Origin of the sequence: Bacillus sp. REN3 (genome assembly GCF_017912555.1) — a bacterium.
Taxonomy (GTDB): domain Bacteria; phylum Bacillota; class Bacilli; order Bacillales; family Cytobacillaceae; genus Mesobacillus.
In genome coordinates, this window is record NZ_JAERSD010000007.1 from 112,929 (window position 1) to 139,317 (window position 26,389).

Below are 26,389 nucleotides of genomic sequence, written 5' to 3' on the forward strand. Positions count from 1 at the left end.
CTGTTTAAAATGAGGGCAACGATAAAGGAGGCGGACAGGCATGAAAATACTATGGGACTTGGATGGCACAATCCTTGATTCATGGCCGACGTTAGTGGAGGCCTTCACGATCCTCGCTAATAAGGATCTACCGTATGAGGAAGTGCTTCCGCGGCTGAAATATGGCACGGCATATGAATATTACGGGGTGGATGAATCCAAAACAAGAGAATTCAGGGAAATCGAACGGACACTTGCCAATGACCGGAAACCATTATTTCCCTATGTGAAAGACGTATTGTCCAGTTCTGCAGCGAATGTGCTCGTCACACACCGGAATCGGAAATCGACAGAGGAACTGCTCGAGTATTGGGATATTGGCCATTTTTTCGAAGAAGTCATCTGTCCGGCAGACGACGGCTATTCCGAGAAGCCCGACATCCATGCATATCAGTACCTGCATGATAAGTACCAGCTTGATATAGCGATTGGCGATCAGGAAACAGACCTGATCCCTGCCCGGAAAATCGGATTGAAGTCCTATTCCTATCGCGAACCGATCGAGATTGCGGACCATACGATCCACTGCTATTCCGAATTCCTGCAAACTGATCAGTAACCGGGTTTACACCATCACGGTTTTTTCCAGGCCGATCGGGGTAAAATGTGAACGGAGGTGCTGAAAATGGCGAATCAGGAACATGACATCTTCCTCCCTGTTACTTCGATTGGCAGCGGGGATATGGAGCGAATCACAGACGATCTCCATTGCTTGACCGTCCAGATTGTGAATCTATGTTTTTTCGGCCAGCCAGGCGACCAGAATGAATGGGTCCTGATTGACGCAGGAATGCCGAAATCCTCTCATCTCATCATCGAGAAAGCGGAAGAGCTATTCGGTAAAGACAATCCGCCAAGGGCCATCATCCTCACCCACGGGCATTTTGACCATGTCGGAGCGCTTGCGGACCTGCTGGTTCACTGGGATGTTGATGTATACGCCCACGAACTCGAGCTTCCGTATCTATCAGGAAAAAAAGATTATCCCGAACCGGATCCGACTGTCGAAGGCGGGATGCTCGCGAAAATATCCAAGCTATATCCGAATGAAGCGCTTGATATCGGAAGAAACCTTAACAATCTTCCGTACAGCGGTGCCGTTCCACAAATGGAAGGCTGGCGCTGGATCCATACACCAGGACATACTCAGGGACATGTTTCTCTTTTCCGTGACTCAGACCGTACGATGATTGTGGGAGATGCGTTTGTCACTGTCAAACAGGAATCGCTTTATAAAGTCATCACCCAGAAAAAAGAAATCAGCGGACCTCCGCGCTATTTGACTCCTGACTGGACTGCAGCCAGAAGATCGGTTGAGGAACTGTACGCCCTCCGGCCGCTAAGAGCCGTCACTGGACATGGCAAACCGATGGAGGGGAAAGAACTGCACGAGAGCCTTGATTTGCTTGTCAGGGATTTTGATAAGATTGCGATACCGGACTACGGAGAATTCGTAGATGGAAAAAGAAAAGATTGATACAAGCTGCCTGTACGTTTCGTGCAGTTGCTTTTATAAAGGTACTGGGGACTTTGATGGATCTTCCGTTACCTGTTTGTACCCTGCAACAAAAAAAGCGAAACGGCGCATTAATCCCGTTTCGCTTTTTTGCTGTTCATTTTTTCTGAGGTATCCCGTAAATCTCATCTTCAGCCCAGCGTTTTTCGAGCTCTTCCTTGGTATAGATGACGCGCATCGGATTGCCGCCGACGAAGGCGCCGGCTGGAACATCTTTATGGACGAGCGTCCCGGCGGAAATGATGGCTCCATCGCCAATGGTGATGCCCGGCATGATAGTCGAGTTGGCACCGATCATCACTTCGCTTCCGATTTTGACATTGCCGAGGCGGTATTCCTTGATTAAATACTCATGTGCAAGGATGGTCGTATTGTAGCCGATCACCGTATTGCGGCCCACACTGATTTTTTCCGGGAACATGACATCCAGCATTACCATCAGCGCGAATGATGTCTGGCTGCCGACCTCCATCCTTAAAAAAGTGCGGTAAAGCCAGTTTTTCACGCCAAGGAATGGAGTGTAGCGCGCAAGCTGGATTACGATGAAATTCTTGACAACCTTCCAGAACGGAACCGTTTTATAAACATGCCAGAGCGAATTGGCCCCTTCCACACGATAACGCGTCGTCTTCCTCATTTTACACCCCGAGAATCGGCAGGATATCCGCCATATTTTCTAAAATGTAATCAGGATTGTACTTTTCAAGATGCTCTCTTCCCTTGATCGACCAGGCGACGCCAGCTGTTTTTGTGCCAGTGTTTTTCCCGCCAAGGATATCATGGTGATTGTCACCGACCATGATGGCGCGTTCCGGGGTTGAACCAAGCATTTCCAGTGCCTTTAAAAGCGGCTCCGGATCAGGCTTGGGCTTTTCCACATGATCAAGTGCGACAACGACTTCAAAAAATTCATCAAGCCCGGTAAGCTTCAAGCCTTTTTGGACCACATCCGAAAGTTTCGTCGTGACAATCCCGAGTTCAAAACCGTTTTCCTTCAGGGTCCGGACCGTTTCATAGACGCCCGCGAACTCTTTCACAAGCATGTCATGGTTCTCGAGATTGTAGGTCCGGTAAGTCTTGATCATCTCTTCATAGCCATCCGGCCTTAGCTTTTCGAACGTCTCCTGCAGCGAAGGCCCTAAAAAGGGCAGGACATCCTCACGCCCATACTGGCCTGGAAAATAGGTTTCCATCGTATGGAGGAATGATGAAACAATCAATTCATTTGTATCTATCAATGTCCCGTCAAGATCGAACAGGACAGTGTCTATTTTATTGCTCATATACTGCTTCCTTTCTTTTTGATAGTTCAGCCCGTTTCCAGAGGATTGCCACAGCCATGGTAAGCGATACTGCCACACCGAGGCGGATCAGCAGCAGCGGCAGTACCGGGATGCCAAGCGGGACGAAAATCAATGTATCCTCGACGACCGCGTGGCAGGCAACGAGGAAAATGAACGCAATCGTCACATCTTTCTTGCTTACCCCATCCTCCTGTACAGCCTGGATCATGACGCCAGCGCCGTAGGCGAGGCCGAACAGCAGCCCAGCCGCCAGCGTCGTCGAAGTGTTTTCCTTCATTCCAAGCGCTTTTGTCACCGGCGCCATCCACCTTGAGAACACGGCAAGCCATTGCTTATCCTTCATGATTTGGACGAAAACCATCAGCGGGATGACGATGACCGCGAGCTGGAAAATTCCCATTCCCGCTTTCGTGACACTGTCAAGCAGGATCGGCCCGAACCCATTCACCGTTTCCATTTTTGCAGGAATCATCCCGTACTTAGCCATTTCCGATCCCCCATGCCAAATGAGGTTGATGAAGATGGCAGAAGCGAATGCCAATCCAAGACGGACGAACACGATGATCCACAGCTTAACGCCAACTTTGAGAGCGACGCTTGATTCAACGAACATATTATGCGAAAAACTCAGCATCACTGCGATGATGAAGACTTCTTTCACCGTTAAGTCAAGTGACAGAATCGCTCCGATGGCAGCGTACAAATTAAGGAAGTTCCCGATCACAAGCGGGATCGCCGCATCCCCGGACAGGCCTAACAGCGACATCAGCGGGGTGATTGCCTCTATGAGCCATGGCAGGATAGGCGTATATTGCAGGATCGAAACGATCAAGGTGACCGGAAAAATGACCTTCCCAAGCGCCCATGTCGTCTTCAAGCCGACAATCAACCCGTTTTTCAATGTTGAAACCATCGAAGCACCTCTCCCCTTTCCAAGAGTTCACAATATGGTATGGATCCCCTCTGGAACTTAATTCGTTTTTTCCAAGTATCGTATCTTTGAATAACCCTTAACCCTTCTGTATACCCATACAGCTGCCGCTGCGGCGATCAGGACTATCGAAATCGTCTGGGCCATCCGCAATGTATCCGTCAGCATTAGGCTGTCCGTACGCATGCCTTCCACAAAGAAACGGCCAATTGAATACCAGATGATATAGCTGAGGAAAATTTCCCCGCGACCTGGATTGACCCTGCGAAGTGACATCAGCAGGATGAAACCTAGCAGATTCCAGACAGATTCGTATAAAAATGTCGGATGGTAATAGGCGCCATTAATGTACATCTGGTTAATGATGAATTCAGGAAGATGGAGGTTCTCCAAAAACGCCCTGCTCACTTCCCCGCCATGCGCCTCCTGGTTCATGAAGTTCCCCCAGCGGCCGATCACCTGGCCGATGATCAGGCTCGGAGCGGCGATATCAGCCAGCTTCCAGAATGACACGTTTCTTGATCGGGCAAACACGTAAGCAGTTGCCACCGCCCCGATCAAAGCTCCATGGATGGCAATTCCGCCATTCCAGATTTGCGGGATTTCCGCAGGGTGCTGGCTATAGTAGTCCCATTGAAAGATGACATAATAGATGCGTGCGCAAATAATTGAAATCGGGATTGCCCACAGCATCAAATCGGCAAAAATATCTTTTGGCAAGCCTCGGCGTTCGCCTTCCCTGATCGCAAGCCACAGGGCAATCGCAATTCCTGCTCCAATGATGATGCCATACCAGTACACCTGGATCGGTCCAAGTGAAAAGGCGACCGGATCAAGCGGTTGAATGTTTTTTTCCATTTCATTTCCCCTTTTTCATTATCGAAATAAAGACACCTGGTCAAAAATCACATGTCTTCCTGGTCCCCTTCTTCAATGACGTCAGCCAGCCTGCTTGTGAACTGCTCAGCTGCATTGACGCCCATCCTCTTCAGCCTGAAGTTCATTGCGGCAACTTCGATGATGACTGCCAAGTTCCGTCCAGGACGGACAGGGACAGTCAGCTTGGTGATTTCTGTGTCGATAATCTTCATTTTTTCCTCATCAAGGCCAAGACGGTCATAAGACTTCTTCTGATCCCAGATTTCAAGATTGATTATCAGGGAAATGCGCTTATGGCTTCTTACCGCACCAGCCCCGAACAGCGTCATGACATTGATGATTCCAAGGCCGCGGATTTCAAGGAGATGCTCGATCAATTCAGGTGAATTGCCGACAAGCGTCCCTAAATCCTCCTGGCGGATTTCCACGCAATCATCGGCGACGAGCCTGTGGCCGCGCTTGACGAGTTCAAGCGCGGTTTCACTTTTACCGACGCCACTTTTGCCTGTGATCAGGACACCGATTCCATAAACATCGACAAGCACTCCATGGACTGCCGTGGTTGGGGCAAGCTTGCTTTCAAGAAAATTCGTCAAATGGCTCGAAAGCCTTGTTGTTTTCAGGTCCGACCTCATGACCGGAACCGACTCATGTTCAGCTGCTTCAATCAGTTCGGCTGGAACTTCCATATTCCTTGTCACGATGATGCCGGGCGTAATGTCGGTGCATAGCTTCTCCATCCGCGACACACGCTCACTCGGGTTAAGCTTTTCAAAAAAGCTCAGTTCAGTCTTTCCAAGCAGCTGAAGGCGCTCAGCCGGGTAATATTCGAAGTAACCCGCTATTTCAAGGCCTGGCCTCGAGATATCACTTGTTATAATCGGCCGATTGACCCCTTCCTCCCCGCTCAGCAGCTCCATGTTGAATTTTTCTATTATATCTTTAGTGCGAACCTTTGCCAAAGAAATTCCTCCTTTGTCTCGCATATTCCTTCTCACTTGAATGCAATATTATATATTTTAGCACTTTTTCACTCATAACCAAATACAAGGGTCCTAAAAACGAGCGAAAGAGAAAATTATTTCCAACTTAACTGGTATATACTACCATAAAACACTGTTTATTTTTTAGAAAAAAGGTATAGACAACTATACTATTATATTGCTATTATCGAACTGTAAGCGAATACATCCTATAGACATTTTTATTAACAAGGGGGAAAACACCATGCGTAAAGAAGAACGCCTGGCAAAAGAGATTATCGAACAGCTTGGCGGCGCGGACAACATTATGGATGTTGCTTCGTGCATGACCCGTCTTCGTGTCCGGCCGGCAGACCCTAGCAAAGTCGATATCGCCGCAATCAAAAAAATCGATGGCGTGCTTGGCCTGGTCGAACAGGAAACATTGCAAATCATCCTGGGACCTGGCATTGTCACCAAAGTGGCGAATGAAGTTTCCGAGATTACCGGAAAGACCGCAAAGCTTGTGGATGAAGAGGATGGGAACTCGTTCGAAGGACTTGCAGACCGCACGAAAGCCGATCTGAAACAAAAGAACGCCACTCCTTTCAAGCTATTTTTAAGAAGGATCGCCAGCATCTTCATTCCGCTGATTCCAGCGATTGTCGCTTCTGGTCTGATTGCTGGAATCACGAACGTCGTCGTCCGTTCAGGCGCCGACCCAGAATCGACGATCATCCAGTTCCTGAATTTGATTGGCTGGGGAATTTTTGGCTATCTTGGTGTATTCGTCGGGATCAATACTGCCCGCGAATTCGGGGGATCTCCTGCCCTTGGCGGTGCTGCCGGCATCCTGCTTATCAATCCAGGCCTAGCGAACATCACTCTGTTTGGTGAAGCACTTGTTCCTGGTCGTGGTGGTTTGATTGGCGTCATGCTTGCTGCAGCGTTCATTGCCATACTGGAAAAAAGGATCCGTAAATTCATTCCGTCCTCATTGGATATCATTATTACTCCTACTCTTTCCTTATTGATTACTGGCATTGCGACTCTATTCGTACTCCAGCCTGTCGGCGGCTTCATTTCCGACTTGATCACCAAAGGTTTGCTCTCATTGCTTGATATCGGTGGCATCCTTGCGGGATTGGTCCTTGCCGGCACATTCCTGCCGCTTGTCGTAACTGGTCTGCACCAGGGCTTGACTCCGGTGCATATGGAATTGATCAACACAATCGGCGATGACCCGCTTCTGCCAATCCTGGCAATGGGCGGCGCTGGCCAGGTCGGAGCTGCATTCGCGATTTATTTCAAGACAAAGAACGAACGTTTGAAGAAGGTTATCAAGGGCGGACTTCCTGTCGGCATTCTTGGAATCGGCGAGCCGCTGATCTTTGGTGTCACACTGCCGCTCGGCCGTCCATTCCTGACCGCGTGCCTTGGCGCAGCTGTCGGCGGAGCTTTCCAGGCTTTCTTTAAAATCGCAACGATCGCGATCGGCGTTTCAGGCATCCCACTAGCCTTCCTGGTAAAGGATAACCAAATCCTCTTGTACCTGATTGGCTTGCTGATCGCCTATGTATTTGGCTTCCTCTTCACATGGCTGTTTGGCTTCAAAGAGGAAATGGCTAAAGGTATCTAATAAAATAAAGGCGAAGGAGGAAGACTGCTTTCCTCCTTTCTTCTTTTCCGGCAAAATGATTGGAGGGATTTCCTTGCTAGGCATTTCCGTTTATTTGAACAAGGGTCGCATGGAACAGAACGCAGCCTGGATTGAAAAAACTGCAGGCTATGGATTCAAGTCGATCTTCACTTCCCTGCATATCCCGGAAGACAATCCGGCAGATTACAGGGATCTTTTACAGAAGCTCGGAGCATTGGCCAAACAGTTCGATATGGAGCTGATGGCGGATGTATCGCCCCGTTCCCTCGAGTATCTTGGCCTTGACTGGAACAGCTACGGGACTTTGCTTGACTGGGGACTTTCGGGGATCAGGGCAGATTATGGCTTCACCCGGGAACAAATCGTCACGCTGTCAGGAAAGATGAAGATAGGAATCAATGCCAGCACCATACCAACAGAAGAACTGTCGGACTGGCTTGCTTCCGGGTTAAGAGCAGAAAATGTCGAAGCCTGGCACAATTTTTATCCGCGGCCTGAAACCGGATTGGACAAAGCTTTCCTTATTGAAAGAAACAGGATGTTCCGCTCGATGGGGATTACGACGATGGCTTTCATCCCTGGTGACGGTGACCTGCGCGGACCGATGTTTGCCGGGCTGCCTTCACTTGAAGAACACCGCGAACATTCTCCGCATATTGCCGCAGCCGAGCTGATGTTTTCAGGTTTTACTGATAAAATCCTGATTGGCGACCATACTGTGAGCGATGAACAATTGGAGCTGCTTGCGTTCCTCAGCAAAGGCATCGTTCCTCTCCGGATGGCAGTTTCCAATAAACAACAGCTGCCTGTTTCACCGCTGACCAACAGGATGGATCCAGCCCGGGATGTCATCCGTGCCGTTGAATCCAGGTCTTTCGCCCAGATAGGAGACAGACAGATCGCACCAGGAAACCAGCAGAAACGACTGCGCGGGACTGTGACGATCGACAATGAGATGTATGGCCGTTATGCAGGTGAACTGCAGATTGCCATCCATGACCTGCCAAAGGACGATAAAGTGAACTGCATTGGAAACATCATCGCTCAAGACCTTCCCCTGCTCCAGCAGATTAAAGCAGGCGGAAAATTCCAATTTATTGTGAGGGATTGAAATGAATATCACGAAGCTTAATACAGAACAGCAAAATCCGAAAACAATGAATATTGACCAGATGTCGACCGAAGAAATCATCACTGTCATCAACCAGGAAGACACCATTGTGCCGAATGTACTCGCAAGACAGATCCCGGTCATTGCCGAGGTTGTGGATGAAATTGTCGCCAGGTTCAAAAGAGGCGGACGGTTGATATATGTCGGCGCAGGAACTTCCGGCCGGCTGGGAATCATCGATGCTTCAGAATGCCCTCCTACATATGGAACCGATCCTGAACTTGTCGTCGGGATCATCGCCGGGGGAAAAGAAGCCATGACCGAAGCAATCGAAGGGGTCGAGGATGACATCGAACAGGGCCGGACTGACATGGAAAACATCCACGTTTCGGAAAAGGATATCGTTGTCGGCATCGCAGCAAGCGGGCGGACACCATACACGATTGGCGCACTCGAATACGCGAAGCAAAAAGGGGCAAGGACAGTCTCCGTTGTCTGCAGCAAGGATTCCAAAATGGAGAAAGTTACAGATTACGCGATAGCGGCTGTCGTCGGCCCAGAAGTCATCACCGGATCGACAAGAATGAAAGCTGGAACCGCTCAAAAGCTGATCCTGAATATGCTTTCAACTGCCTCCATGATCAAAATGGGCAAGGTGTACGGCAATCTGATGGTTGATGTCCAGATGACGAACGAAAAGCTGCATAATCGGGCCGTCAATATCGTTAAGATGGCGACGGACGCGTCAGACGACGAAGCCAAGGCGGCGATTAAAGACCAGAACGGCCATACAAAAGCCGCGATCCTGCAAATCATCACTGGATTGAAAGCTGCCGAGGCAAAAGCGCTGCTTGAAAAACATGAAGGCTACCTGCGACAAGCAATCAGCGAACATTACGAAGGAAAATGATGGCCACTGATCAATCCGAGGCTTGCCGAAGTACTCCGTTCTTCTTCCAACCGGAATGGCGCATGTTTCCTTCCGATGACGCCATCAACGGACCTTTCGAAGACTCGATTCTTAACTCGATAAAGAGCGGAGGCAGCCTCCGCTTTTTCATCTGTATAGACCATTTGTTCGATAGTCAATAGGGGTTTTCACTGGTATAGACAAGCTATCTCAACAAGACTATAATGGAACTATAGAGGGTATAAGAAAATTGGATAATACAATGAATCAGGTGATGAAGTTGAAGAATTTATTATTGCGAAACGCATCGGTTTTGACAGAGAACGGAATGATTGATAAAGGATATATCTTTGTCAAGGAGGGCAAGATTGCCGAAGCGGGCTCTTTATCGGACATGCCTGAAAACATCGCTGGAAGCGAGGTCATCGAACTTCCCCCAGGCAGCACAGTCGTCCCGGGCTTCATCGATGTACATATCCATGGGGCCGGCGGAGCTGATACGATGGATGCGACAACGGAAGCACTGACTACGATTGCCTCCATCCTCCCGGCGGAAGGTACAACGAGTTTCCTGGCGACAACGATCACACAGGATAAGCAAGAAATATTCAAAGCCCTCGAAAATGCCGCAGACTATATAGAGCATCATAACCACCCAGGAAAAGCGGAAATACTCGGAATCCATCTTGAGGGACCTTTCATCAATGAGACCCGGAAAGGGGCGCAGCCGGAAGACCATATTATCGCTCCTGACATCAGCTTATTCGCAAAAATGCAGGAAGCTGCCGGGAAACATATCCGTCTCGTAACACTGGCGCCGGAAAAGGAAAATGGCAAAGAGTTGATTGCCTATTTGGCGAAAAACGGAGTCATTGCCTCTGTCGGCCATTCTGATGCGGGTTACGAAGAGATGAAAGCAGCAGTAAATGCCGGGGCTACCCATGTCACCCACTTATTCAACGGCATGAAAGGGATGCATCACCGTGATCCCGGGGTCGCAGGCGCTGCCCTCCTGTTCAAGGAATTGAAGATTGAACTGATTGCTGACGGCATCCATGTCGTTCCCGAAATGATCGACTTGTCGCTGCGGGCAAAAGGAACAGATGGAGTGATTCTGATAACGGATGCGATGAGGGCAAAATGCCTCAAGAATGGCACATACGACCTTGGCGGCCAGGAAGTCCACGTAGCCGATGGCAAAGCGCTTCTCGCTGACGGAACGCTTGCGGGAAGCATCCTGAAAATGAAGGATTCATTGAAAAACATCATGAAGTTCACCGGGCTTAGCCTGGAAAAAACCATTAAGCTCGCAAGCGAAAATCCCGCAAGGCAGCTTAATATTTATGACCGGAAAGGAAGCATTGCGAAAGGAAAAGATGCTGATCTTGTCGTCCTCGATGGGAACCATGATGTCATGATGGCTTTCTGCCGCGGCACGGCTAGCTACAACCAAAATTAAACAGAGGTGATGAAAATGAAATTGATCAAAGCAGAAAACTACGAAACGATGAGCAAGGAAGTGGCGAGGCAAGTCATCTCCCGGATCAAAGAAAATCCTAAGCTGAACCTCGGACTCGCAACCGGCAGCACACCTATAGGACTGTATAAAAACCTGATAGAAGACCATCGGGAAAATGGGACATCCTATAAACAGATCCATACCTTCAACCTTGATGAATATATCGGGATCCCAAGGAAGGATCCCAACAGCTACCATTATTTCATGCGCAAGAATTTATTTGACCATATCGATATCGCGCTTGACCAAACCCATATCCCGAATGGCACGGCTAATGGACTGGAAGCTGAATGCCAGTCCTATGAATCCATGATCAAGGAGCAAGGCGGCATCGATTTGCAGATTCTCGGCATTGGACAGAACGGGCATATTGGTTTTAACGAGCCTGGAACCCCTTTTGACAGCAGGACTCATGTCATCAAGCTTGCCGAGAGCACCATCAAGGCAAATTCACGTTTTTTTGATTCGCTGGATGATGTGCCAACCAGGGCCATTACGATGGGCATTGCCTCCATCATGGAAAGCAAGGAAATTTTCCTGCTCATCTCCGGAGCTTCGAAGGCAGAGGCACTTGCCCGCTTGATGAACGGCGAAGTGAGCGAGGACTTCCCTGCCTCTGTTTTGAAAAACCATCAGAATATTACGATTTTTGCAGATGAGGAAGCATTGAAATTACTTTAATAGATTGTTTCATTGAATCAGCATAAGTCAGGAGAAAAGCAAATGATGATTGATAAGAATTCACCAATCCCTATTTATCACCAGCTTGAGGAATATATTAAAGCGCAAATTGAAAATGGCGAACTTGAACCCGACCAGGCGATACCGTCCGAACGGGTCTACGCTGATATGTTCCAGATCAGCAGGATGACAATCAGGCAGGCACTGACGAATCTTGTCAATGAGGGTTACTTGTACCGACAGAAAGGCAAAGGCACCTTTGTCAATAAGCAAAAACTTGAGCAGCGCCTGCAGGGATTGACTAGTTTTACCGAGGATATGCGCGAGCGCGGACTGACACCAAGCAGCAGGCTGATTTCGTTTGAAATCATCCCAGCAGGACGAGGTATCGCCGATCGCCTCAACCTTGCCGAAAACACCCCTGTATACGAAATCAAGCGGGTGCGGCTTGCCAACAATCTGCCAGTGGCGCTCGAAACCACCTACCTGCCTGCCAATCTTGTCAAAGGATTGACAGAGGAAATCATTAACCAGTCTCTTTATCAGTACATTGAGGAAAAGCTGTCGCTTGAAATCAGTGAAGCCACACAGCAAATCGAAGCATCGATTGCAAGAGAACAGGAGCTGCGGCACCTGGAAATCGAAAAAGGCTCTCCTGTGCTGCTGATCCTCAGGACTTCGATACTGAAGGATGGCTCTCCATTCGAATTCGTCAAATCCGCCTACAGGGCGGATCGCTATAAATTCGTGCATACGATGAAAAGGTGTTAAAAACAAGGGACACAAACGGAAAGTGGAGAACACTTTAGGTTTGTGTCCCTTTTCGTGTACTGCTCAACAGGCTTGTTTGATAGTCTTACCTCTCCTCGTGTCGGATGCTGGGAAAAACCGGATTATTTCCACGGAAATAATCGCAATTTCAGAGGAAGGGGATGTCGAAACCTTCCCAGCTTGTACTCGCCGCCAAAAAATCTCCGTCTCGTTTATGATGGAATGATAAAGTTAAAATAAGCTGCTATTGGGAGGATGAACTGATGCTGAAGAATTTTTCGATTGATGAGGAATCCAAAAGAAGGATGGTTGAGGAAATCAAGCGATATTTCCTTGAGGAACGGCATGAAGAGCTTGGTGATCTTGCAGCAATCCTGCTCCTGGATTTTTTCGCTGACAAGCTTGCACCTCAGTTTTACAACCAGGGTATCCTGGACGCGCATGACTTCATGTCCCAGCGGCTTGACGACATTTTCGAACTGAACAAATAAACTCCTTTGGTAAATCGCCATGTCCTTTTTTAGCCGGTTTTCATATATATACACGTGAGAGGTCTTTTTTTCGGAGGTGTGTATGAAATGAAAATCATGCTTGATGCAGGGCATGGCCGCAACACCCCGGGTAAGCGGAGCCCAGATGGGCTGAGGGAATTTGAATTCAACAGTGCCGTGGCTGACTATGCAAAAGAATTGCTGGAGAATTATAAAAACACGACGATTTACTTTGCCCACTCGAACAATGAGGATGTACCATTGCAAGCCAGGACTGACAAGGCGAACCGCCTGGATGTTGACATTTACGTCGCGATCCACGCGAATGCTTTCGGAACTGGCGGCTGGAATGATGCAGGCGGAATCGAGACATATGTATATCCAACAAAGCCTGCGATTGCCTATCAGCTTGCACAAAAAATCCAGCGCAACCTTGTCATTGCTACGGGACTGCGAAACCGCGGGGTCAAGACTGCGGACTTCCATGTGCTGAGGGAAACAAAAATGGATGCAGTGCTTGTAGAGTGCGGATTCATGACGAATCCGGACGAAGTCAAACTGCTAAGTTCGGGAACCTACCGCCAAACATGCGCCGAGGCTATTGCCAAAGCACTGGCAGATCAGTACCGGTTAAAACCAAAGTCTGACAAAGAAGCAAAAACAGGATCCGGAACAAAACAGGAATCAACTGGAGGATCGTCCACTGGCGGGTCTGGTCGCCTGTACAAAGTCCAGGCCGGCGCTTTCAAGGAAAGGAAAAATGCGGAAGCAGTGGCGGAACAGTTAAGGAAAGCCGGTTTCAAGGCATTCATTTATCCAGAATGAGAAAAAAAGAAGGCCGGCATCTTGTGCCAGCCTTCTTTTCATTTATCCGGATCCTTCAGGAATGTATTTTGAATGACCAAGTTGGCTAACGACATAATGATCGCTGTCAATAACGCCATTCCAAAGCCGCTGATTTCAAACGAACTTCCCATAAGGCTGTCTGTCAGCATCAGCGTGACCGCATTGATGACGAACAGGAACAAACCAAGACTGAGGATCGTCACAGGCAAAGTAAGGAGAATCAAGAATGGCCGGACCAGAATATTCAGGAACGACAGGATGAAACTCGCACCGACAGCTGCGCCGAATCCTGATAAGTAGAGGTCATCTTCAAAAAAACCGGCAAGGGCAATGAAAAGGACGGCGTTGATGATAATCCCAAGCAGCCATCTCATCTCACTGCACTTCCTTTGGCATGATGAATGCCAGGATAAAATATATAGCCGTCATTGGTACAAATGCTGTGGTGAACAAAAGAATGATGAACAGGATCCTTACCAGGGAAGCACTGATCCCTGCTGCTTCGGCTATGCCGCCGAGCACCCCTGCCAATCTTCTGTTCGTCCTCGAACGAGTCAGTTTCATGTCCTCCACCTTCCTCTTTCTATAAAGGTTTAACCACCTTTTTCACAGTGATCGCACCCGTTTTTGTATCTGCATACAATCTGGCAGCGCGCACTCCGCTGTTGTCAGGCTTGAAGCGCAGTGTCTTCTGGACTACATCGCTTTTTTCCTCAATTACCTGGATGCCATCCAATTCAATCGTAAACGCGCCAAGATTTGTTCTTAGCTCACCGCTTGCAGGCGTCTTCTCCGGAAGGAACACTTCGATGCTGCCGGTCGCCGCTTTCATCTCGATTGTCTGGCAGTCGGCATTGTTCACGGTACAAGCAAGATTGCCATTGAAAGACTGCAGGTCAACATGATCGAAATAGCCCTCAGCTTTGATTGCGCCGTTGATTGTCTCAGCCTCCAGGTCCTTGATCGAGCTTTTTTGGATGCCGATTAGTCCGTTCGCCGTTTCAGCTTCAAGCTTGCCACATTCCAATCCTTCGAGCAACACCTTCCCATTCGCCGTCTTTGCGCGGCAATCCTTCACATTCAGGTTTTCCCCCTGAATCGATCCATTGAAAAGCCTGATGCGGATATTTTCGTATTCTTCGCGTGGAACATGGACTGCCGCTTCCACTTTCATCCACTTCTGCTGGACAACGAAGCGAAGCTTTTGCCCCTCAATCGCAAAGATTGCATCCTCCAGGAATTTACGGCGTGCTTCATCCTGGTTCTCCACTCTGTAAACTTTCGCGCTGCATTCGATCCTGACATCCTTTTGATCCCATGGGATTACCTTGACAGAACCGTTTGCCATATCAATGTCAATTTGCGACAGGAAAGCATCACCCTGATGGAAAATATGCGAAATATCAATCGATGGGCCAAAATTCAGATCAAGATCGAAATCCTTGATTTTCTTGAACGCGGAATCCACAAAATCGAGGACCTTGTCTTTTACAGACTGGAAAGAATAGCTTTGTTCATCTTTTTTCTGCTCTTCCATTTTGACTGCTGTTGACAGCTCTGTTGTTTCGGATGTTTTCGTCCCGCCCTTTTCGAGCTCCTCAATCAAAAAAAGCGCTTCATCTACTGTAATCTTCTTTTCCTCCACAAGCTTCAGGATCCGTTTTCGTTCTTCTGTCATCATCTTTCGCCTCCAAATATGGTAATTATGTTAAAACCTTTATGCCTTTTACCAAATTCCAGACCAGAACAATAATACCGAGGACCGCAATCAAGATGCCTCCCAACAAGGCATACATCCAGTAATCGCCATGCCCCCCCATGACATCAAGGTAAACAGAATACAGGACAAGCGGAATCGGAATCACCGGAACCAGATGCGAAAACAACGCTTTTTTCGCATGTTGCTTCACTTCCTGGTCCTCCGAAACAAAATATACGACCAGCGGGAACAGAATGCCGGCAAACATGATGCTGAAGTAACATAATGCAGATAACCATCGCTTTGTATCCATTCTTTTCGTCTCCTTAGCAATTAATACGCAAAGAAGCCCAAGAAGTTTCACTCTTATCAAGAATTCTCCAAATTAGATGGAAATCCCTTGTAAAATCAAGCTTCGATTTCGAAAGTTTTGTGAACTTTCATTTTCCAGCATTTTCAGATTCCTAATTTCCTATTTTCCTATTATTATGTAATCATGGTGAAATATTCTTGTAATATTTTTGAAATAAAAACATCTACATATATATTAAACAATCAAGAAAGTTCAATGGAGGATGGAATGTGTTCAGCTTGAAGATGAAAACAACAAAGTGGTGTCTAATCATTTGCCTGATCGGAGGCGCGGCGGCAAGTTCATCAGCAGCCTCAGGAGAAGGGAAAAGACCTGTATTCCTGGCAAAACATCCATATAGTGATGCCGCATCAATCGACAAACGGGGAACGGCCGTTAACCCAAAACAGCTTTCTGCCGGAGAAGAACTTGAGGCAGGGAAGCAAGCTCGTTCAGGTGGGAACGCTCACCTTCCGATCGATTCGGAAGGTCCTGTTGGCAATCAACCGAACACATTGGAACACATGGCCGTCGAAGTGAAGGGAAACCAGAAACAACTGAATAAGCAAGACAGTGGTACAAGTACATCTGTCGTTCCTAAACCCGCTCCGGTTCCGGCCAAGACGGTTTCCCCGCTCTCTGCCGTAGAGGAAAAGACCGTCTATTTAACCTTTGATGATGGCCCTCATCGGGTATCGGAACAGATTTTGGCCCTCCTTGATGAACACGGGGCGAAAGCGACTTTCTTCATGCTCGATGGGAACATCCGGAATTTTCCCGGTACCGTGAAAAAGATGGCCGAAAAAGGCCATAGCCTCGGCGCGCATGGAGTATCCCATGACAAAGACAAAATCTATCAAACTCCACAAACTGTCGTCGCTGAAATGAACCAAACCCTGACTACAATCAAACAGATCACCGGCCTGGACTCTTCACTGATCCGCACGCCTTATGGCAGCGCCCCTTATATGACTGCTCCGTATAGGAAGGCTGTCATGGAAAAAGGCTATAAAATGTGGGACTGGAATATCGACAGCAAGGACTGGTTCTTCCGTGACAAGCGGCTGGTCGCAAACACAATCGGCCAGATCGCTGCCCATTCGAAAAAAGAACCTGTTGTGATCCTGCTGCATGAGCGGGAGGAAACATTGGCCCAGCTTCCTGAACTGTTGACATACCTGGAGAAGGAAAAGTACAGGTTTGAAGCACTGGATGAGACAATGGCACCAGTTCACCTGAAATAATCCAACTTTTATGCAGCGGCCCATGAATGCGGAAAGTCATGGGCCCTTTTCATAGGAGAATCACCCTTTCCCGTTTTTCCGTTTACCTCCCTTTCTATTTGTATAGCTGTTCGGAAAGAGCAAAGAAAAAGCCCTTCCCAACTAAGGAAGAGCTTCAGTTCAAACATTGCTGGCGCTTTTTTCTTTTTCTTTGATTTGCCGCTTCATCCGCAGCCTGTCGCGCTCGAGTATTGGCTTCAGGTACTTGCCGGTATAGGAATCCGGTACTTCGGCAACCTTTTCCGGCGTACCCGACGCGATGATATTTCCGCCGCGGTCGCCGCCTTCTGGACCAAGGTCGACAATATAATCAGCCGCCTTGATGACATCGAGATTGTGCTCGATCACAAGGACAGTATCTCCATTTTCGACAAGGCGCTGAAGGACGGCGAGCAAGCGCGAAATGTCATCGACATGGAGCCCGGTTGTCGGCTCATCGAGAATGTAAAGCGAACGTCCGGTCGAGCGGCGGTGCAGTTCGGATGCAAGCTTCACACGCTGCGCCTCCCCTCCCGACAGGGTCGTCGCCGGCTGGCCAAGCGTGATATATCCAAGCCCGACATCATAAATGGTCTGCAGCTTGCGGCTGATCTTCGGGATGTTGCTGAAGAATTCGAGCGCATCCTCGACCGTCATGTCCAGTATGTCGGAAATGTTTTTCCCCTTATATTTCACTTCAAGTGTCTCGCGGTTATAGCGTTTCCCGTGGCAGACCTCGCATGGCACATACACATCCGGCAGGAAGTGCATCTCGATCTTGATGATGCCGTCACCGCGGCAGGCCTCACAGCGTCCGCCTTTCACATTGAAACTGAAACGGCCCTTCTTGTATCCCCTTACCTTCGCTTCATTCGTTGATGCAAACACGTCCCGGATATCATCGAACACGCCGGTATAGGTTGCCGGGTTCGATCTTGGTGTCCGGCCGATCGGGGACTGGTCGATGTCGATGACCTTGTCAAGATGTTCGATTCCTTTTATCTCCTTGAACTCGCCTGGCTTGCTCTTTGCTTTGTGGAGCTTCATCGCCAGCGCCTTATGAAGGATCTCATTGATCAAGGTACTTTTGCCGGAACCTGAAACCCCAGTAATGGCGACAAAGGTCGCGAGCGGGAACTTGACGTTCACATTGCGCAGGTTATTTTCCTTCGCGCCTTTGATTTCAATATAGCGTCCGTCCGGCTTTCTGCGTTCAATCGGGAGTGGGATGAACTTTTTGCCTGATAAATATTGCCCTGTCAGCGAGGCAGGATCCTCCATCACTTCAGCAGGAGTACCCTGCGAGATGATTTCCCCGCCGTGGACGCCTGCGCCTGGCCCGACATCGATCAAATAGTCGGCAGCAATCATCGTGTCCTCGTCATGTTCGACAACAATCAGCGTGTTGCCGATGTCCCGCATGCTCTTCAGCGTCTCGATCAGCCTGTCATTATCCCGCTGATGAAGGCCGATCGAAGGCTCGTCGAGAATATAAAGCACGCCGGTCAGCCGCGACCCAATCTGGGTTGCCAGCCTGATCCGCTGTGCCTCGCCGCCTGACAGTGTCCCTGCTGAACGGCTCAGCGTCAGGTAATCCAGGCCGACATTGATGAGAAAGCCCAGCCGCTCCCTGATTTCCCGGAAAATCATGTTGGCAATCTTCATTTCTTTTTCCGAAAGCTCAATTCCCTGGAAAAATTGATGCGCCTCCTCAATCGACAGTGCCGTCACTTCACCGATGTGGCGTCCCGAGATGAGGACGGCGAGGCTTTCCCGTTTCAAGCGATAGCCTCTGCATGTCGGGCAAGGATGCTCCGCCATATATTTTTCCATTTGCTCGCGAATATAGTCGGAGCTTGTATCTTTATAACGGCGCTCGACATTTTTCAGGACACCTTCAAAGACAATATAGTTTTCACGTACCTGGCCAAAGTCATTTTCATAACGGAAGTAAATCCGATCCTTGCCTGACCCGTACAGGATCTTGTCGAGCTGGCTGGCTGGCAGATCTTTTACCGGTGTATCCATGTTGATACCGTAGTGATTGCAGACCGCTTCGAGAAGCTGCGGGTAATATTGCGAGCTCGTCGGCTCCCACGGCGCAATGGCATGCTGGTGGAGCGTCAAATCTTTATTCGGGATGACAAGGTCGAGATCGACCTCCAGTTTGGCTCCCAGTCCGTCACATTCCGGACAGGCTCCATATGGGCTGTTGAATGAGAACATCCTCGGCTCAAGCTCGCCGATCGAAAAACCGCAAATCGGACAGGCGTGATTTTCGCTGAACATCAGTTCTTCTTCACCGATCACATCGATTAAAACCTTGCCATCGCCAAGCTTAAGGGCTGTTTCAAGGGAATCGGCAAGCCTCGCGGCAATCCCTTCCTTGACGACGATCCTGTCGATGACAACTTCAATCGAATGCTTCTTGTTCTTTTCCAATTCAATGTCTTCGCCGAGATCATACATCTCACCATCGACACGGACGCGGACATAGCCCTGCTTTTTCACATCTTCCAACACCTTCGCATGGGTGCCTTTGCGGCCGGAAACAAGCGGCGCGAGAATTTGCAGTTTTGTCCTTTCAGGGTATTCCAATATCCGGTCAACCATCTGCTCGATAGTCTGCGAAGAGATTTCAATGTCATGGACAGGACAGACCGGCCGCCCTACCCTGGCAAACAGCAATCGCAAATAATCATAAATTTCCGTCACCGTCCCAACGGTGGAACGCGGGTTCCTGCTCGTCGTTTTCTGGTCGATTGAAATTGCCGGAGACAAGCCTTCAATCGTGTCAACATCCGGCTTGTCCATCTGTCCGAGGAATTGGCGCGCATAGGCAGAAAGTGATTCTACATAGCGGCGCTGCCCTTCGGCATAGATCGTATCGAAAGCCAGCGAGGACTTCCCTGAACCGGAAAGCCCTGTCAGCACAACAAGCTTATCTCTCGGAATGGTGACATCGATGTTCTTCAAATTATGGGCTCTGGCGCCTTTGACAATCAGTTTATCCATCGCCATATTATCGTCATCCTTCCGCTTTCAATTCAAGTATAAGATCACGCAGCTCTGCCGCCCGTTCGAAGTTGAGCGACTTTGCTGCTTCCTTCATTTCCATTTCCATGTTTGCAATGACCAGTTCCCGGTCTTTTTTCGACAGCTTCCTCAAGTTTTCTGCCGGGCTGTATGCTTCCTGCTCTTCCGCGGCAATCGTCGCCCGGATCACATCGCGGATTTCCTTCTGGATCGTCTGCGGCGTGATCCCGTGCTTTTTATTGTATTCTTCCTGGATAGCACGGCGCCGCTTCGTTTCGCTGATCGCCCTTTCCATCGAATCCGTGATCTTATCCGCATACATGATGACATGCCCGCGGGCATTCCTTGCCGCGCGGCCCGTCGTCTGGATGAGTGACCTCTCGGAACGGAGGAAGCCTTCTTTATCGGCATCGAGAATCGCCACTAATGAAACTTCCGGGATATCAAGACCTTCCCTAAGCAAGTTGATGCCAACAAGGACATCATATTTTCCAAGACGGAGCTCACGGATGATCTCAATCCGCTCAAGCGTTTTGATTTCAGAATGCAGGTACTGCACTTTGATGCCGATTTCCTTCAAGTAATCCGTCAAATCCTCTGACATCTTCTTCGTCAAAGTGGTGATCAGGACGCGTTCGTTCCGTTCCACCCTGTCCTGAATTTCGCCGATCAGGTCGTCAATCTGCCCTTCGATCGGCCGTACATCGATTGTTGGATCAAGCAGGCCGGTAGGACGGATGATTTGCTCGACCATTTCCGGAGTATGCTCCAATTCATACGGTCCGGGCGTTGCCGATACATATACCGCCTGCTTGATGTGCTTCTCGAATTCCCCGAATGTCAGCGGGCGGTTATCGAGGGCAGATGGCAGGCGGAAACCATGTTCCACAAGCACTTGCTTCCTTGCCTGGTCTCCATTATACATTCCCCTTATTTGCGGCAGGGTAACGTGGGACTCGTCAATCACGATCAAAAAATCCTCAGGGAAGTAATCCAGCAGCGTATACGGCGTCGCTCCGGCCGGCCTCAATGTCAGGTGGCGGGAATAGTTCTCGATGCCCGAGCAGAAGCCCATTTCACGCATCATTTCCAGGTCATATCTCGTCCGCTGTTCAAGCCTCTGGGCTTCAAGGAGTTTTTCCTCCTCCCGCAAGACCTCCAGCCGTTCTTCCAACTCTTTTTCGATATTGTCAATGGCGATTCTCATTTTTTCCTCGCGGGTTACGAAGTGGGAAGCCGGAAAAATCGCCACATGGTCACGGTCGCCGAGAATTTCCCCGGTGAGAGCGTCCACTTCGCGGATCCGGTCAATCTCGTCCCCGAAAAACTCTACCCTTATACAGTGCTCATCACGGGATGCCGGAAAAATCTCGACAACATCGCCCCGGACACGGAAGGTCCCGCGCTTGAAATCAATGTCATTGCGTTCATACTGTACATCGACGAGCTTATGTAAAAGCTTGTTCCGCTCGATTTCCATCCCTGTCCTCAATGAAACGACGAGGTCACGGTATTCTTCAGGTGAACCGAGGCCATAGATACAGGACACACTGGCAATGATGATGACATCCTTGCGTTCGAACAAAGCCGATGTCGCGGAGTGGCGAAGCTTATCGATTTCATCATTGATGCTGGCGTCCTTTTCAATGAATGTATCGGTCTGCGGGACATAAGCCTCCGGCTGGTAATAATCATAGTAACTGACGAAATACTCGACGGCATTATTCGGGAAAAACTCCTTGAACTCGCTGTATAGCTGTCCGGCAAGCGTCTTGTTATGCGCGATGACAAGCGTCGGCTTGTTGACTTCCTTGATTACATTGGAAATCGTGAAAGTCTTGCCCGTTCCCGTTGCCCCGAGTAGCGTCTGATGTTTCTTGTTCGCATTAATCCCCTTCACCAATTCTTTGATTGCCGCAGGCTGGTCTCCCTGCGGGGAATATTTTGAGACTAATTCAAATTGATCCTTCACAGAAAAGCCCCCTGTAATTTATTTTTCAGCCATCACTGCCTGTTTCTTCGAAAAGTCATATCCTCATTCTACCACAAAGCGGTCAAAACAAACCAATAAAAAGCGAACAAACATTCGACAAAGATTTTTGATCGAGAAAAACAGTCTGGATAAATAAATCAATCGTTTGATTCATTTCAGGAGAGGCAAAAAACCTGGCGGACATCTTCCGCCAGGCTGTTTCCCATTTATTATTTTCACTGTCCCCTTTTTCGCTTCATCATCTCGTTTGCCAAATAAAAACCGACAGTAAGTGAAAATGCATCCACCACAATCAACCAGAATGAATCCGTATATCCTTTATAGACAGATGCAGCAATCAGAGCAACCGTCAAAACTAGCGCCAGAATATGATTATAAGCGACCCTTGTGAAAAACACGACCATGAAACCTGGGAGAAAAAGTGCGGATAAATACTTCAGCACCAAGCCAAACACCTCGTTTATCCAATTTGTCATGCATATCAATCATTTCAATAAAGCTTATCTTTAAGAATATCTTTTTTTTCCATCAGAAACAAGAAACAAGCAAAGAAAAAAGCATGCGGATTTGCATACTTTTTGATTATATTTCCTGTTTTCCGGAATTGGGAAATCCGTTCATTACCCTTGTGCTCCATATGCTGGCTTCGGCATACAGGCGGTAAAGTTCCTCCAATTCGAAGGCAGTCGGATTTTCGGCGATTTTCCGATTTTCATGGAAGGCGTATTCAACCCCCTTCAGAAACCGGAGCATCGCAGCTTCCTCATTCTCGTATCCCGCTAAAGCCAGCTTGATTTCCCGGCTGAAAGGGAGGTCTTTAAGCAAATCTTCCATCGGAATATGCAGCAAACTATCCATTAACGAAAACATCCCTAACAGGAAGTATTTCGATGCAAGGGCCTCACTGCCCATCTTCCTGCCGATAAGCTCCCCGAGCTTCCCGCGCCTCAGCGAAAGATCGATGATTTCCCGCTCTTTAGAATCTTCTTTGATCCTTGCGTTTGCATCCCTTATTTCCAGCACATAAATCCATTTCTTTATTTCATTCAGTCCTAATAGAACAATGGCATGCTTAATGGACGACACTTCATTCCTCGGCCTAAAGACCGGATTGTTGATCAACCTCAGCAATTTATACGACAGGGAAAGATCCCGTTCAATAATATCCTTGATATGTTCGATATCCGGATCCGGACTCTCAAGCTCATTCAGCAGTTGAACGTGTGAATGATGGTACGCCGGGATATCGTAACTGTTCAAAATCACTGGTTTGCTGAAATAGAAACCCTGGAAGTAGACAAATCCGTCTCCCTTCGCTTCGTTGTATTCCTCGATGGTCTCAATCTTCTCTGCCAGGAAGCGAAGTCCCCTTCCGCCGGCGAAACGGATAAGCTCCTGCCGTTGGCCTCTATCCGTCTCCCTGAAATCCATCTTGATGATATCCACATAATCAAGGAGTTCGAGAGAATATTCATTCCACTGTGAAACGAAAAAGTCATCAAGGGCAATTGTATAGCCCATCGACTTAAGCTCTCTGCAGGTCTGGATAAGTTCCCCGCTGATTTCAACACTTTCAAGGATTTCGACAACAATGGACAAAGGATTGAAATAGGAAGGGACACCCAATTCCAACAATCTTTCAGTAAAATTGATGAAACACGGTTTCCCATCGGATAGCTCCTTGATGCCGATATTAAGGAAGCTGTTCACAATCACATCTGTCGTTGCCTGGTCCCCATCGGTGTGCTGATAGGCATTGACCGTGCTGCTCCTGTACAGCAGCTCATACGCGACCGACACTTCATTTATGTCAAAAATCGGCTGCCTGGCGACATAAATATCCATTTGCGCTTCCCCCTAGATGAATTATTCTTGCTGGAATTATACACACAGGAAGAATATACTACTATATTCCAAGTTTTACAATAAGTTTCGTTGTATACAATTCCTTACATCCAAAATATGCTTTTACATTTTGAACACTTTCATTTGCTCCGTTAATGTCTCAGCCGCCTTTTCAAGGTGCTGTGAAAGTTCTGTTAGGCTCTCACACATGGCCGATTGTTCTTCTGCCCCTGCAGCGACTTCCTCAGACGATGCGGAAGTTTGTTCTGTTATGGCGGAAGTTTCTTCGGCCATGGAATGGACCTGCTCGGCATATTGCTGGATCGATTCCAGCACTTCCGCAAGCTCCCCGACACTTCTCTCTGTCGATTTTACAGTCGTGACAATATCGGCAATTGCCTCCCCGCCTGCGTTCATATAATCCATCTCTTTTTTCAGGGTCGATAAATGTACATCCATCAATTCCGTTACGGATTTGCTTTCACTTTGGATGGATCTGATCAAATCCGTGATATTTCCGGCAGCGACGCTTGTTTCGTCTGCCAGCTTCCTTACTTCAGCCGCGACAACCGCGAAGCCTTTCCCATGCTCGCCAGCCCTTGCAGCCTCTATTGCAGCGTTCAAAGCCAGCAAATTCGTCTGGTTAGAAATATTGGATATCAACGAAATAATACTTTCGATACGAATAGAACTTTGCTCTAGACTCTTGATGCTTTCTGCCGCATTGATCACGTCTTCTGACATTTTCTGCAGCTGCTCGATTGACTGATCAACCGCGTTCTTACCCTGTTCAGCAATGGAAGCAGAGTTTGCTGCCATTTGCATTGTTTGTGAAGCGTAATCCTGTCCCCTGTTCACTTCTTCCACTGTCAGATTCATTTTTTGTGAGATAGCAAGGATTTGCTGTGACTGATTCTCTGCTCCCTGGGCAATCTCACCGATACTCACAGCAACCTGGCTGGAGGCATCCTCCGTCTGCGCCGCTGCGATGGATATTTCACCACTCGTTTTCATTATCGTATCCGTGACATCACGGATGCCATGAAAGAGAGTTGCCAAACTTGTTCTCATGCTATCAAATGAATTCGCCAATACCCCAGTTTCATCCGAACGCTTGATGCTTATATGATGAGTGAAGTCCCCCTCCGCATACTTTTTGCTGCTATTCGTCAGATCCGTGATTGCCTTGATGAAAGGATTCATCAAAAGATAGGTCGTGGCGAATGTTAGGATAATGGTAATCGCAACGACAATCGTTGTCATGAGTTTTGCCCTGTTGAAATCCTCTTCAAGTTGTCCAATACTGTTTTCAATCGTTTTTTGAGCTTCCTCACGATACTTCTGTATGCTGTCATTGATATCCATCGCAAATGTATCGAATTCATCCATGACCGGATTCCCCTTTTGGGGTCCCCCTTCTATATAGGCATCCGCCATTCGCTTGCCCATCCCGTAATATGCTTCGAAGGATTCCTCGTATTCTCTCAATTCCTCTTGATGCTGCTCATCTATTTTTTGAAGTTCCGCTATCGTTTTACGGAAATGCCGCGCGAACACCTCAGCCTCCTCAAAGCCATCATCATACCCTTCTTCGGCCCTAGTCGCACTGATGTCCGTCAGCCATTGCTGCACCTGGATTACATCAAGCTTCAACTCATCAGCCTTTATCGTGATTTGAAGATCCCGGCTTTCGATTTCTTCAACCTTTTTTGCATAAGAGTTCATGCCATTCATGATATAGCCAATATTAGATAAAAATAAGCCAATGACAAGGATGTTGGCCATCAAGAATTTTTTCTTTATAGACATCGTAGTTTTCCTCCATATTTCAGATAAAAACGTTCGTATCCAAAATATTACATTATAGAAATGGATTGTTAAATACTGTATGATCATTCAGGTGTGACAACTTCTAGTATATTTGATACGAAAAAACCACTTCCTGGCGTTTTTGGCGTGAAATGTGCATAGGGGAGTCGACCAATGAAGGAATGGTGATAATGTGCTGCAATCATCCAACAAGAACAAGCATTATCAATAAAATAAAGTTCAGCCAAAAAGGAGATGTACCCCGAGTCCCACGGCAAAGACAATGGCGATACCCCTATGGATCCTTTTGATTCTTTGCCGTTTACTCCTCTTCAGGATCATGCCAACGAACACAAGCGCCGAAAATGCTATGAAAGCAGCCAACCCGCTGTAGATGCTGCCTGATTCTTCTGAAGTTTGGAGAAAAAAGTACGATCCATGGGCAAAAGCCGCAGCAAATCCAACCCAGCCTATAAGGACATGATTCTTATTTAACAGCTTGAAAATGAACTGGATTGCTTTTGAATAGGGGAACTTCCTCTTTTTCCATTGAATGAAGCCGATCCTGGCCATCCATAACGAAAAAGCAGCAATTGCCCCAATCTCCGCAGCCGTCCCCACTTTCTCATATAACTCATTCATGAATTCTGTTTCTCCGGTAATAAACCCGGGAACACACAAACCCGCAAAAACTGCCGCCAGGAATACGCCGCCGATTTTCATGATCCTGGAAATTGCTTGTTCATCCATCGTTTTCCACCTCCTGTATAGTG

General features: G+C 48.1%; 27 protein-coding genes and 1 pseudogene. 11 read left to right on the forward strand and 17 right to left on the reverse strand.

Going from position 1 to position 26,389, the window contains the following annotated elements; translation table 11 throughout:
- The first annotated feature begins 40 nt into the window (after positions 1-40).
- Together JJQ88_RS08555 and JJQ88_RS08560 are read left to right on the forward strand one after the other, a co-directional pair.
- Positions 41-598, forward strand: coding sequence for an HAD-IA family hydrolase (locus tag JJQ88_RS08555; protein ID WP_210365324.1), 558 nt, complete (start codon positions 41-43; stop codon positions 596-598).
- Between the two features lie 66 nt (positions 599-664).
- Positions 665-1,516, forward strand: a complete 852-nt coding sequence (locus tag JJQ88_RS08560; RefSeq protein WP_210365325.1) for an MBL fold metallo-hydrolase — start codon at positions 665-667, stop codon at positions 1,514-1,516.
- 136 nt (positions 1,517-1,652) lie between these two features.
- On the opposite strand, the gene JJQ88_RS08565 is transcribed toward JJQ88_RS08560, so the two are convergent.
- From JJQ88_RS08565 to hprK, 5 genes are read right to left on the reverse strand one after another with little or no spacing between them, the layout of a single operon-like run.
- Complete coding sequence (locus tag JJQ88_RS08565; protein WP_210365326.1) at positions 1,653-2,192, reverse strand: acyltransferase; 540 nt, start codon at positions 2,190-2,192, stop codon at positions 1,653-1,655.
- A gap of 1 nt (position 2,193) precedes the next feature.
- A complete protein-coding gene (ppaX, locus tag JJQ88_RS08570; RefSeq protein ID WP_210365327.1) occupies positions 2,194-2,838 on the reverse strand; it encodes a pyrophosphatase PpaX in 645 nt (214 codons plus the stop codon).
- Entirely contained in the window at positions 2,828-3,772 is a 945-nt protein-coding gene (locus tag JJQ88_RS08575; protein WP_210365328.1) for a nucleoside recognition domain-containing protein, read from the reverse strand. Before JJQ88_RS08575 ends, ppaX begins: the two co-directional genes overlap by 11 nt.
- A 57-nt stretch (positions 3,773-3,829) precedes the next feature.
- Positions 3,830-4,648 (reverse strand): prolipoprotein diacylglyceryl transferase, encoded by an 819-nt coding sequence (gene lgt, locus JJQ88_RS08580; protein ID WP_210365329.1) that lies wholly within the window; start codon positions 4,646-4,648, stop codon positions 3,830-3,832.
- A 47-nt stretch (positions 4,649-4,695) separates the two neighbouring features.
- On the reverse strand, positions 4,696-5,631 hold the full coding sequence (gene hprK / locus JJQ88_RS08585; protein WP_210365330.1) for an HPr(Ser) kinase/phosphatase: 936 nt from the start codon (positions 5,629-5,631) through the stop codon (positions 4,696-4,698).
- 265 nt (positions 5,632-5,896) lie between these two features.
- Here hprK and JJQ88_RS08590 point away from each other — a divergent pair, with 265 nt between their 5' ends.
- From JJQ88_RS08590 to murQ, 3 genes are all read left to right on the forward strand, one after another.
- Positions 5,897-7,270 (forward strand): PTS transporter subunit EIIC, encoded by a 1,374-nt coding sequence (locus JJQ88_RS08590; protein ID WP_210365331.1) that lies wholly within the window; start codon positions 5,897-5,899, stop codon positions 7,268-7,270.
- Between the two features lie 73 nt (positions 7,271-7,343).
- Positions 7,344-8,402 carry a DUF871 domain-containing protein gene (locus JJQ88_RS08595; RefSeq protein WP_210365332.1) on the forward strand — a complete coding sequence of 353 codons (1,059 nt, stop codon included), beginning with the start codon at positions 7,344-7,346 and terminating at the stop codon, positions 8,400-8,402.
- A gap of 1 nt (position 8,403) precedes the next feature.
- Positions 8,404-9,312: an N-acetylmuramic acid 6-phosphate etherase gene (murQ, locus tag JJQ88_RS08600; protein WP_210365333.1), complete on the forward strand. Its 909-nt coding sequence runs from the start codon at positions 8,404-8,406 to the stop codon at positions 9,310-9,312.
- Here murQ and JJQ88_RS08605 read toward each other — a convergent pair.
- Positions 9,297-9,491, reverse strand: a complete 195-nt coding sequence (locus tag JJQ88_RS08605; protein ID WP_210365334.1) for a hypothetical protein — start codon at positions 9,489-9,491, stop codon at positions 9,297-9,299. The two genes, murQ and JJQ88_RS08605, sit on opposite strands and share 16 nt — an antisense overlap.
- A 101-nt stretch (positions 9,492-9,592) precedes the next feature.
- On the opposite strand from JJQ88_RS08605, the gene nagA reads away from it, so the two are divergent.
- From nagA to JJQ88_RS08630, 5 genes are all read left to right on the forward strand, one after another.
- The gene (gene nagA / locus JJQ88_RS08610) at positions 9,593-10,771 is read left to right on the forward strand and encodes an N-acetylglucosamine-6-phosphate deacetylase (protein WP_210365335.1); all 1,179 of its coding nucleotides are present in this window, start codon (positions 9,593-9,595) and stop codon (positions 10,769-10,771) included.
- Positions 10,772-10,786: 15 nt separating this feature from the next.
- Positions 10,787-11,512: a glucosamine-6-phosphate deaminase gene (gene nagB, locus JJQ88_RS08615; RefSeq protein ID WP_210365336.1), complete on the forward strand. Its 726-nt coding sequence runs from the start codon at positions 10,787-10,789 to the stop codon at positions 11,510-11,512.
- 45 nt (positions 11,513-11,557) lie between these two features.
- Positions 11,558-12,283 (forward strand): GntR family transcriptional regulator, encoded by a 726-nt coding sequence (locus JJQ88_RS08620; RefSeq protein WP_282597677.1) that lies wholly within the window; start codon positions 11,558-11,560, stop codon positions 12,281-12,283.
- 263 nt (positions 12,284-12,546) lie between these two features.
- Positions 12,547-12,774 carry a DUF2164 domain-containing protein gene (locus JJQ88_RS08625; RefSeq protein WP_210365338.1) on the forward strand — a complete coding sequence of 76 codons (228 nt, stop codon included), beginning with the start codon at positions 12,547-12,549 and terminating at the stop codon, positions 12,772-12,774.
- Positions 12,775-12,861: 87 nt separating this feature from the next.
- Positions 12,862-13,599, forward strand: a complete 738-nt coding sequence (locus JJQ88_RS08630; protein ID WP_210365339.1) for an N-acetylmuramoyl-L-alanine amidase — start codon at positions 12,862-12,864, stop codon at positions 13,597-13,599.
- A 38-nt stretch (positions 13,600-13,637) separates the two neighbouring features.
- On the opposite strand, the gene JJQ88_RS08635 is transcribed toward JJQ88_RS08630, so the two are convergent.
- Genes JJQ88_RS08635 through JJQ88_RS08650 form a run of 4 tightly spaced genes read right to left on the reverse strand, consistent with a single transcriptional unit; the run spans position 13,638 to position 15,632 of the window.
- Entirely contained in the window at positions 13,638-13,994 is a 357-nt protein-coding gene (locus JJQ88_RS08635) for a phage holin family protein (RefSeq protein ID WP_210365340.1), read from the reverse strand.
- Position 13,995: 1 nt separating this feature from the next.
- Positions 13,996-14,184 (reverse strand): PspC domain-containing protein, encoded by a 189-nt coding sequence (locus JJQ88_RS08640; protein ID WP_210365341.1) that lies wholly within the window; start codon positions 14,182-14,184, stop codon positions 13,996-13,998.
- 19 nt (positions 14,185-14,203) lie between these two features.
- Positions 14,204-15,298: a DUF4097 family beta strand repeat-containing protein gene (locus tag JJQ88_RS08645; protein ID WP_210365342.1), complete on the reverse strand. Its 1,095-nt coding sequence runs from the start codon at positions 15,296-15,298 to the stop codon at positions 14,204-14,206.
- A gap of 25 nt (positions 15,299-15,323) precedes the next feature.
- Positions 15,324-15,632 (reverse strand): magnetosome magnetite crystal formation protein family, encoded by a 309-nt coding sequence (locus JJQ88_RS08650; RefSeq protein ID WP_210365343.1) that lies wholly within the window; start codon positions 15,630-15,632, stop codon positions 15,324-15,326.
- A 269-nt stretch (positions 15,633-15,901) separates the two neighbouring features.
- Here JJQ88_RS08650 and JJQ88_RS08655 point away from each other — a divergent pair, with 269 nt between their 5' ends.
- Entirely contained in the window at positions 15,902-16,915 is a 1,014-nt protein-coding gene (locus JJQ88_RS08655) for a polysaccharide deacetylase family protein (protein ID WP_210365344.1), read from the forward strand.
- Between the two features lie 159 nt (positions 16,916-17,074).
- On the opposite strand, the gene uvrA is transcribed toward JJQ88_RS08655, so the two are convergent.
- The 7 genes and pseudogenes from uvrA to JJQ88_RS08685 all read right to left on the reverse strand — a co-directional run bounded on the left by uvrA (position 17,075) and on the right by JJQ88_RS08685 (position 26,366).
- Positions 17,075-19,954 carry an excinuclease ABC subunit UvrA gene (gene uvrA / locus JJQ88_RS08660; protein WP_210365345.1) on the reverse strand — a complete coding sequence of 960 codons (2,880 nt, stop codon included), beginning with the start codon at positions 19,952-19,954 and terminating at the stop codon, positions 17,075-17,077.
- A 7-nt stretch (positions 19,955-19,961) separates the two neighbouring features.
- Entirely contained in the window at positions 19,962-21,941 is a 1,980-nt protein-coding gene (gene uvrB / locus JJQ88_RS08665) for an excinuclease ABC subunit UvrB (protein ID WP_210365346.1), read from the reverse strand.
- 236 nt (positions 21,942-22,177) lie between these two features.
- On the reverse strand, positions 22,178-22,408 hold the full coding sequence (locus JJQ88_RS08670; protein ID WP_210365426.1) for a CsbA family protein: 231 nt from the start codon (positions 22,406-22,408) through the stop codon (positions 22,178-22,180).
- A 136-nt stretch (positions 22,409-22,544) separates the two neighbouring features.
- Positions 22,545-23,807, reverse strand: a complete 1,263-nt coding sequence (locus tag JJQ88_RS08675) for an EAL and HDOD domain-containing protein (RefSeq protein ID WP_210365347.1) — start codon at positions 23,805-23,807, stop codon at positions 22,545-22,547.
- Positions 23,808-23,930: 123 nt separating this feature from the next.
- Positions 23,931-24,878 carry a methyl-accepting chemotaxis protein gene (locus JJQ88_RS21830; RefSeq protein WP_481748288.1) on the reverse strand — a complete coding sequence of 316 codons (948 nt, stop codon included), beginning with the start codon at positions 24,876-24,878 and terminating at the stop codon, positions 23,931-23,933.
- Positions 24,876-25,703, reverse strand: a pseudogene (locus JJQ88_RS21835) (HAMP domain-containing protein); the annotation flags it as partial. The pseudogene JJQ88_RS21835 and the gene JJQ88_RS21830, both read right to left, overlap by 3 nt.
- Before the next feature lie 153 nt (positions 25,704-25,856).
- On the reverse strand, positions 25,857-26,366 hold the full coding sequence (locus tag JJQ88_RS08685; RefSeq protein ID WP_210365349.1) for a hypothetical protein: 510 nt from the start codon (positions 26,364-26,366) through the stop codon (positions 25,857-25,859).
- Positions 26,367-26,389 lie beyond the last annotated feature (23 nt).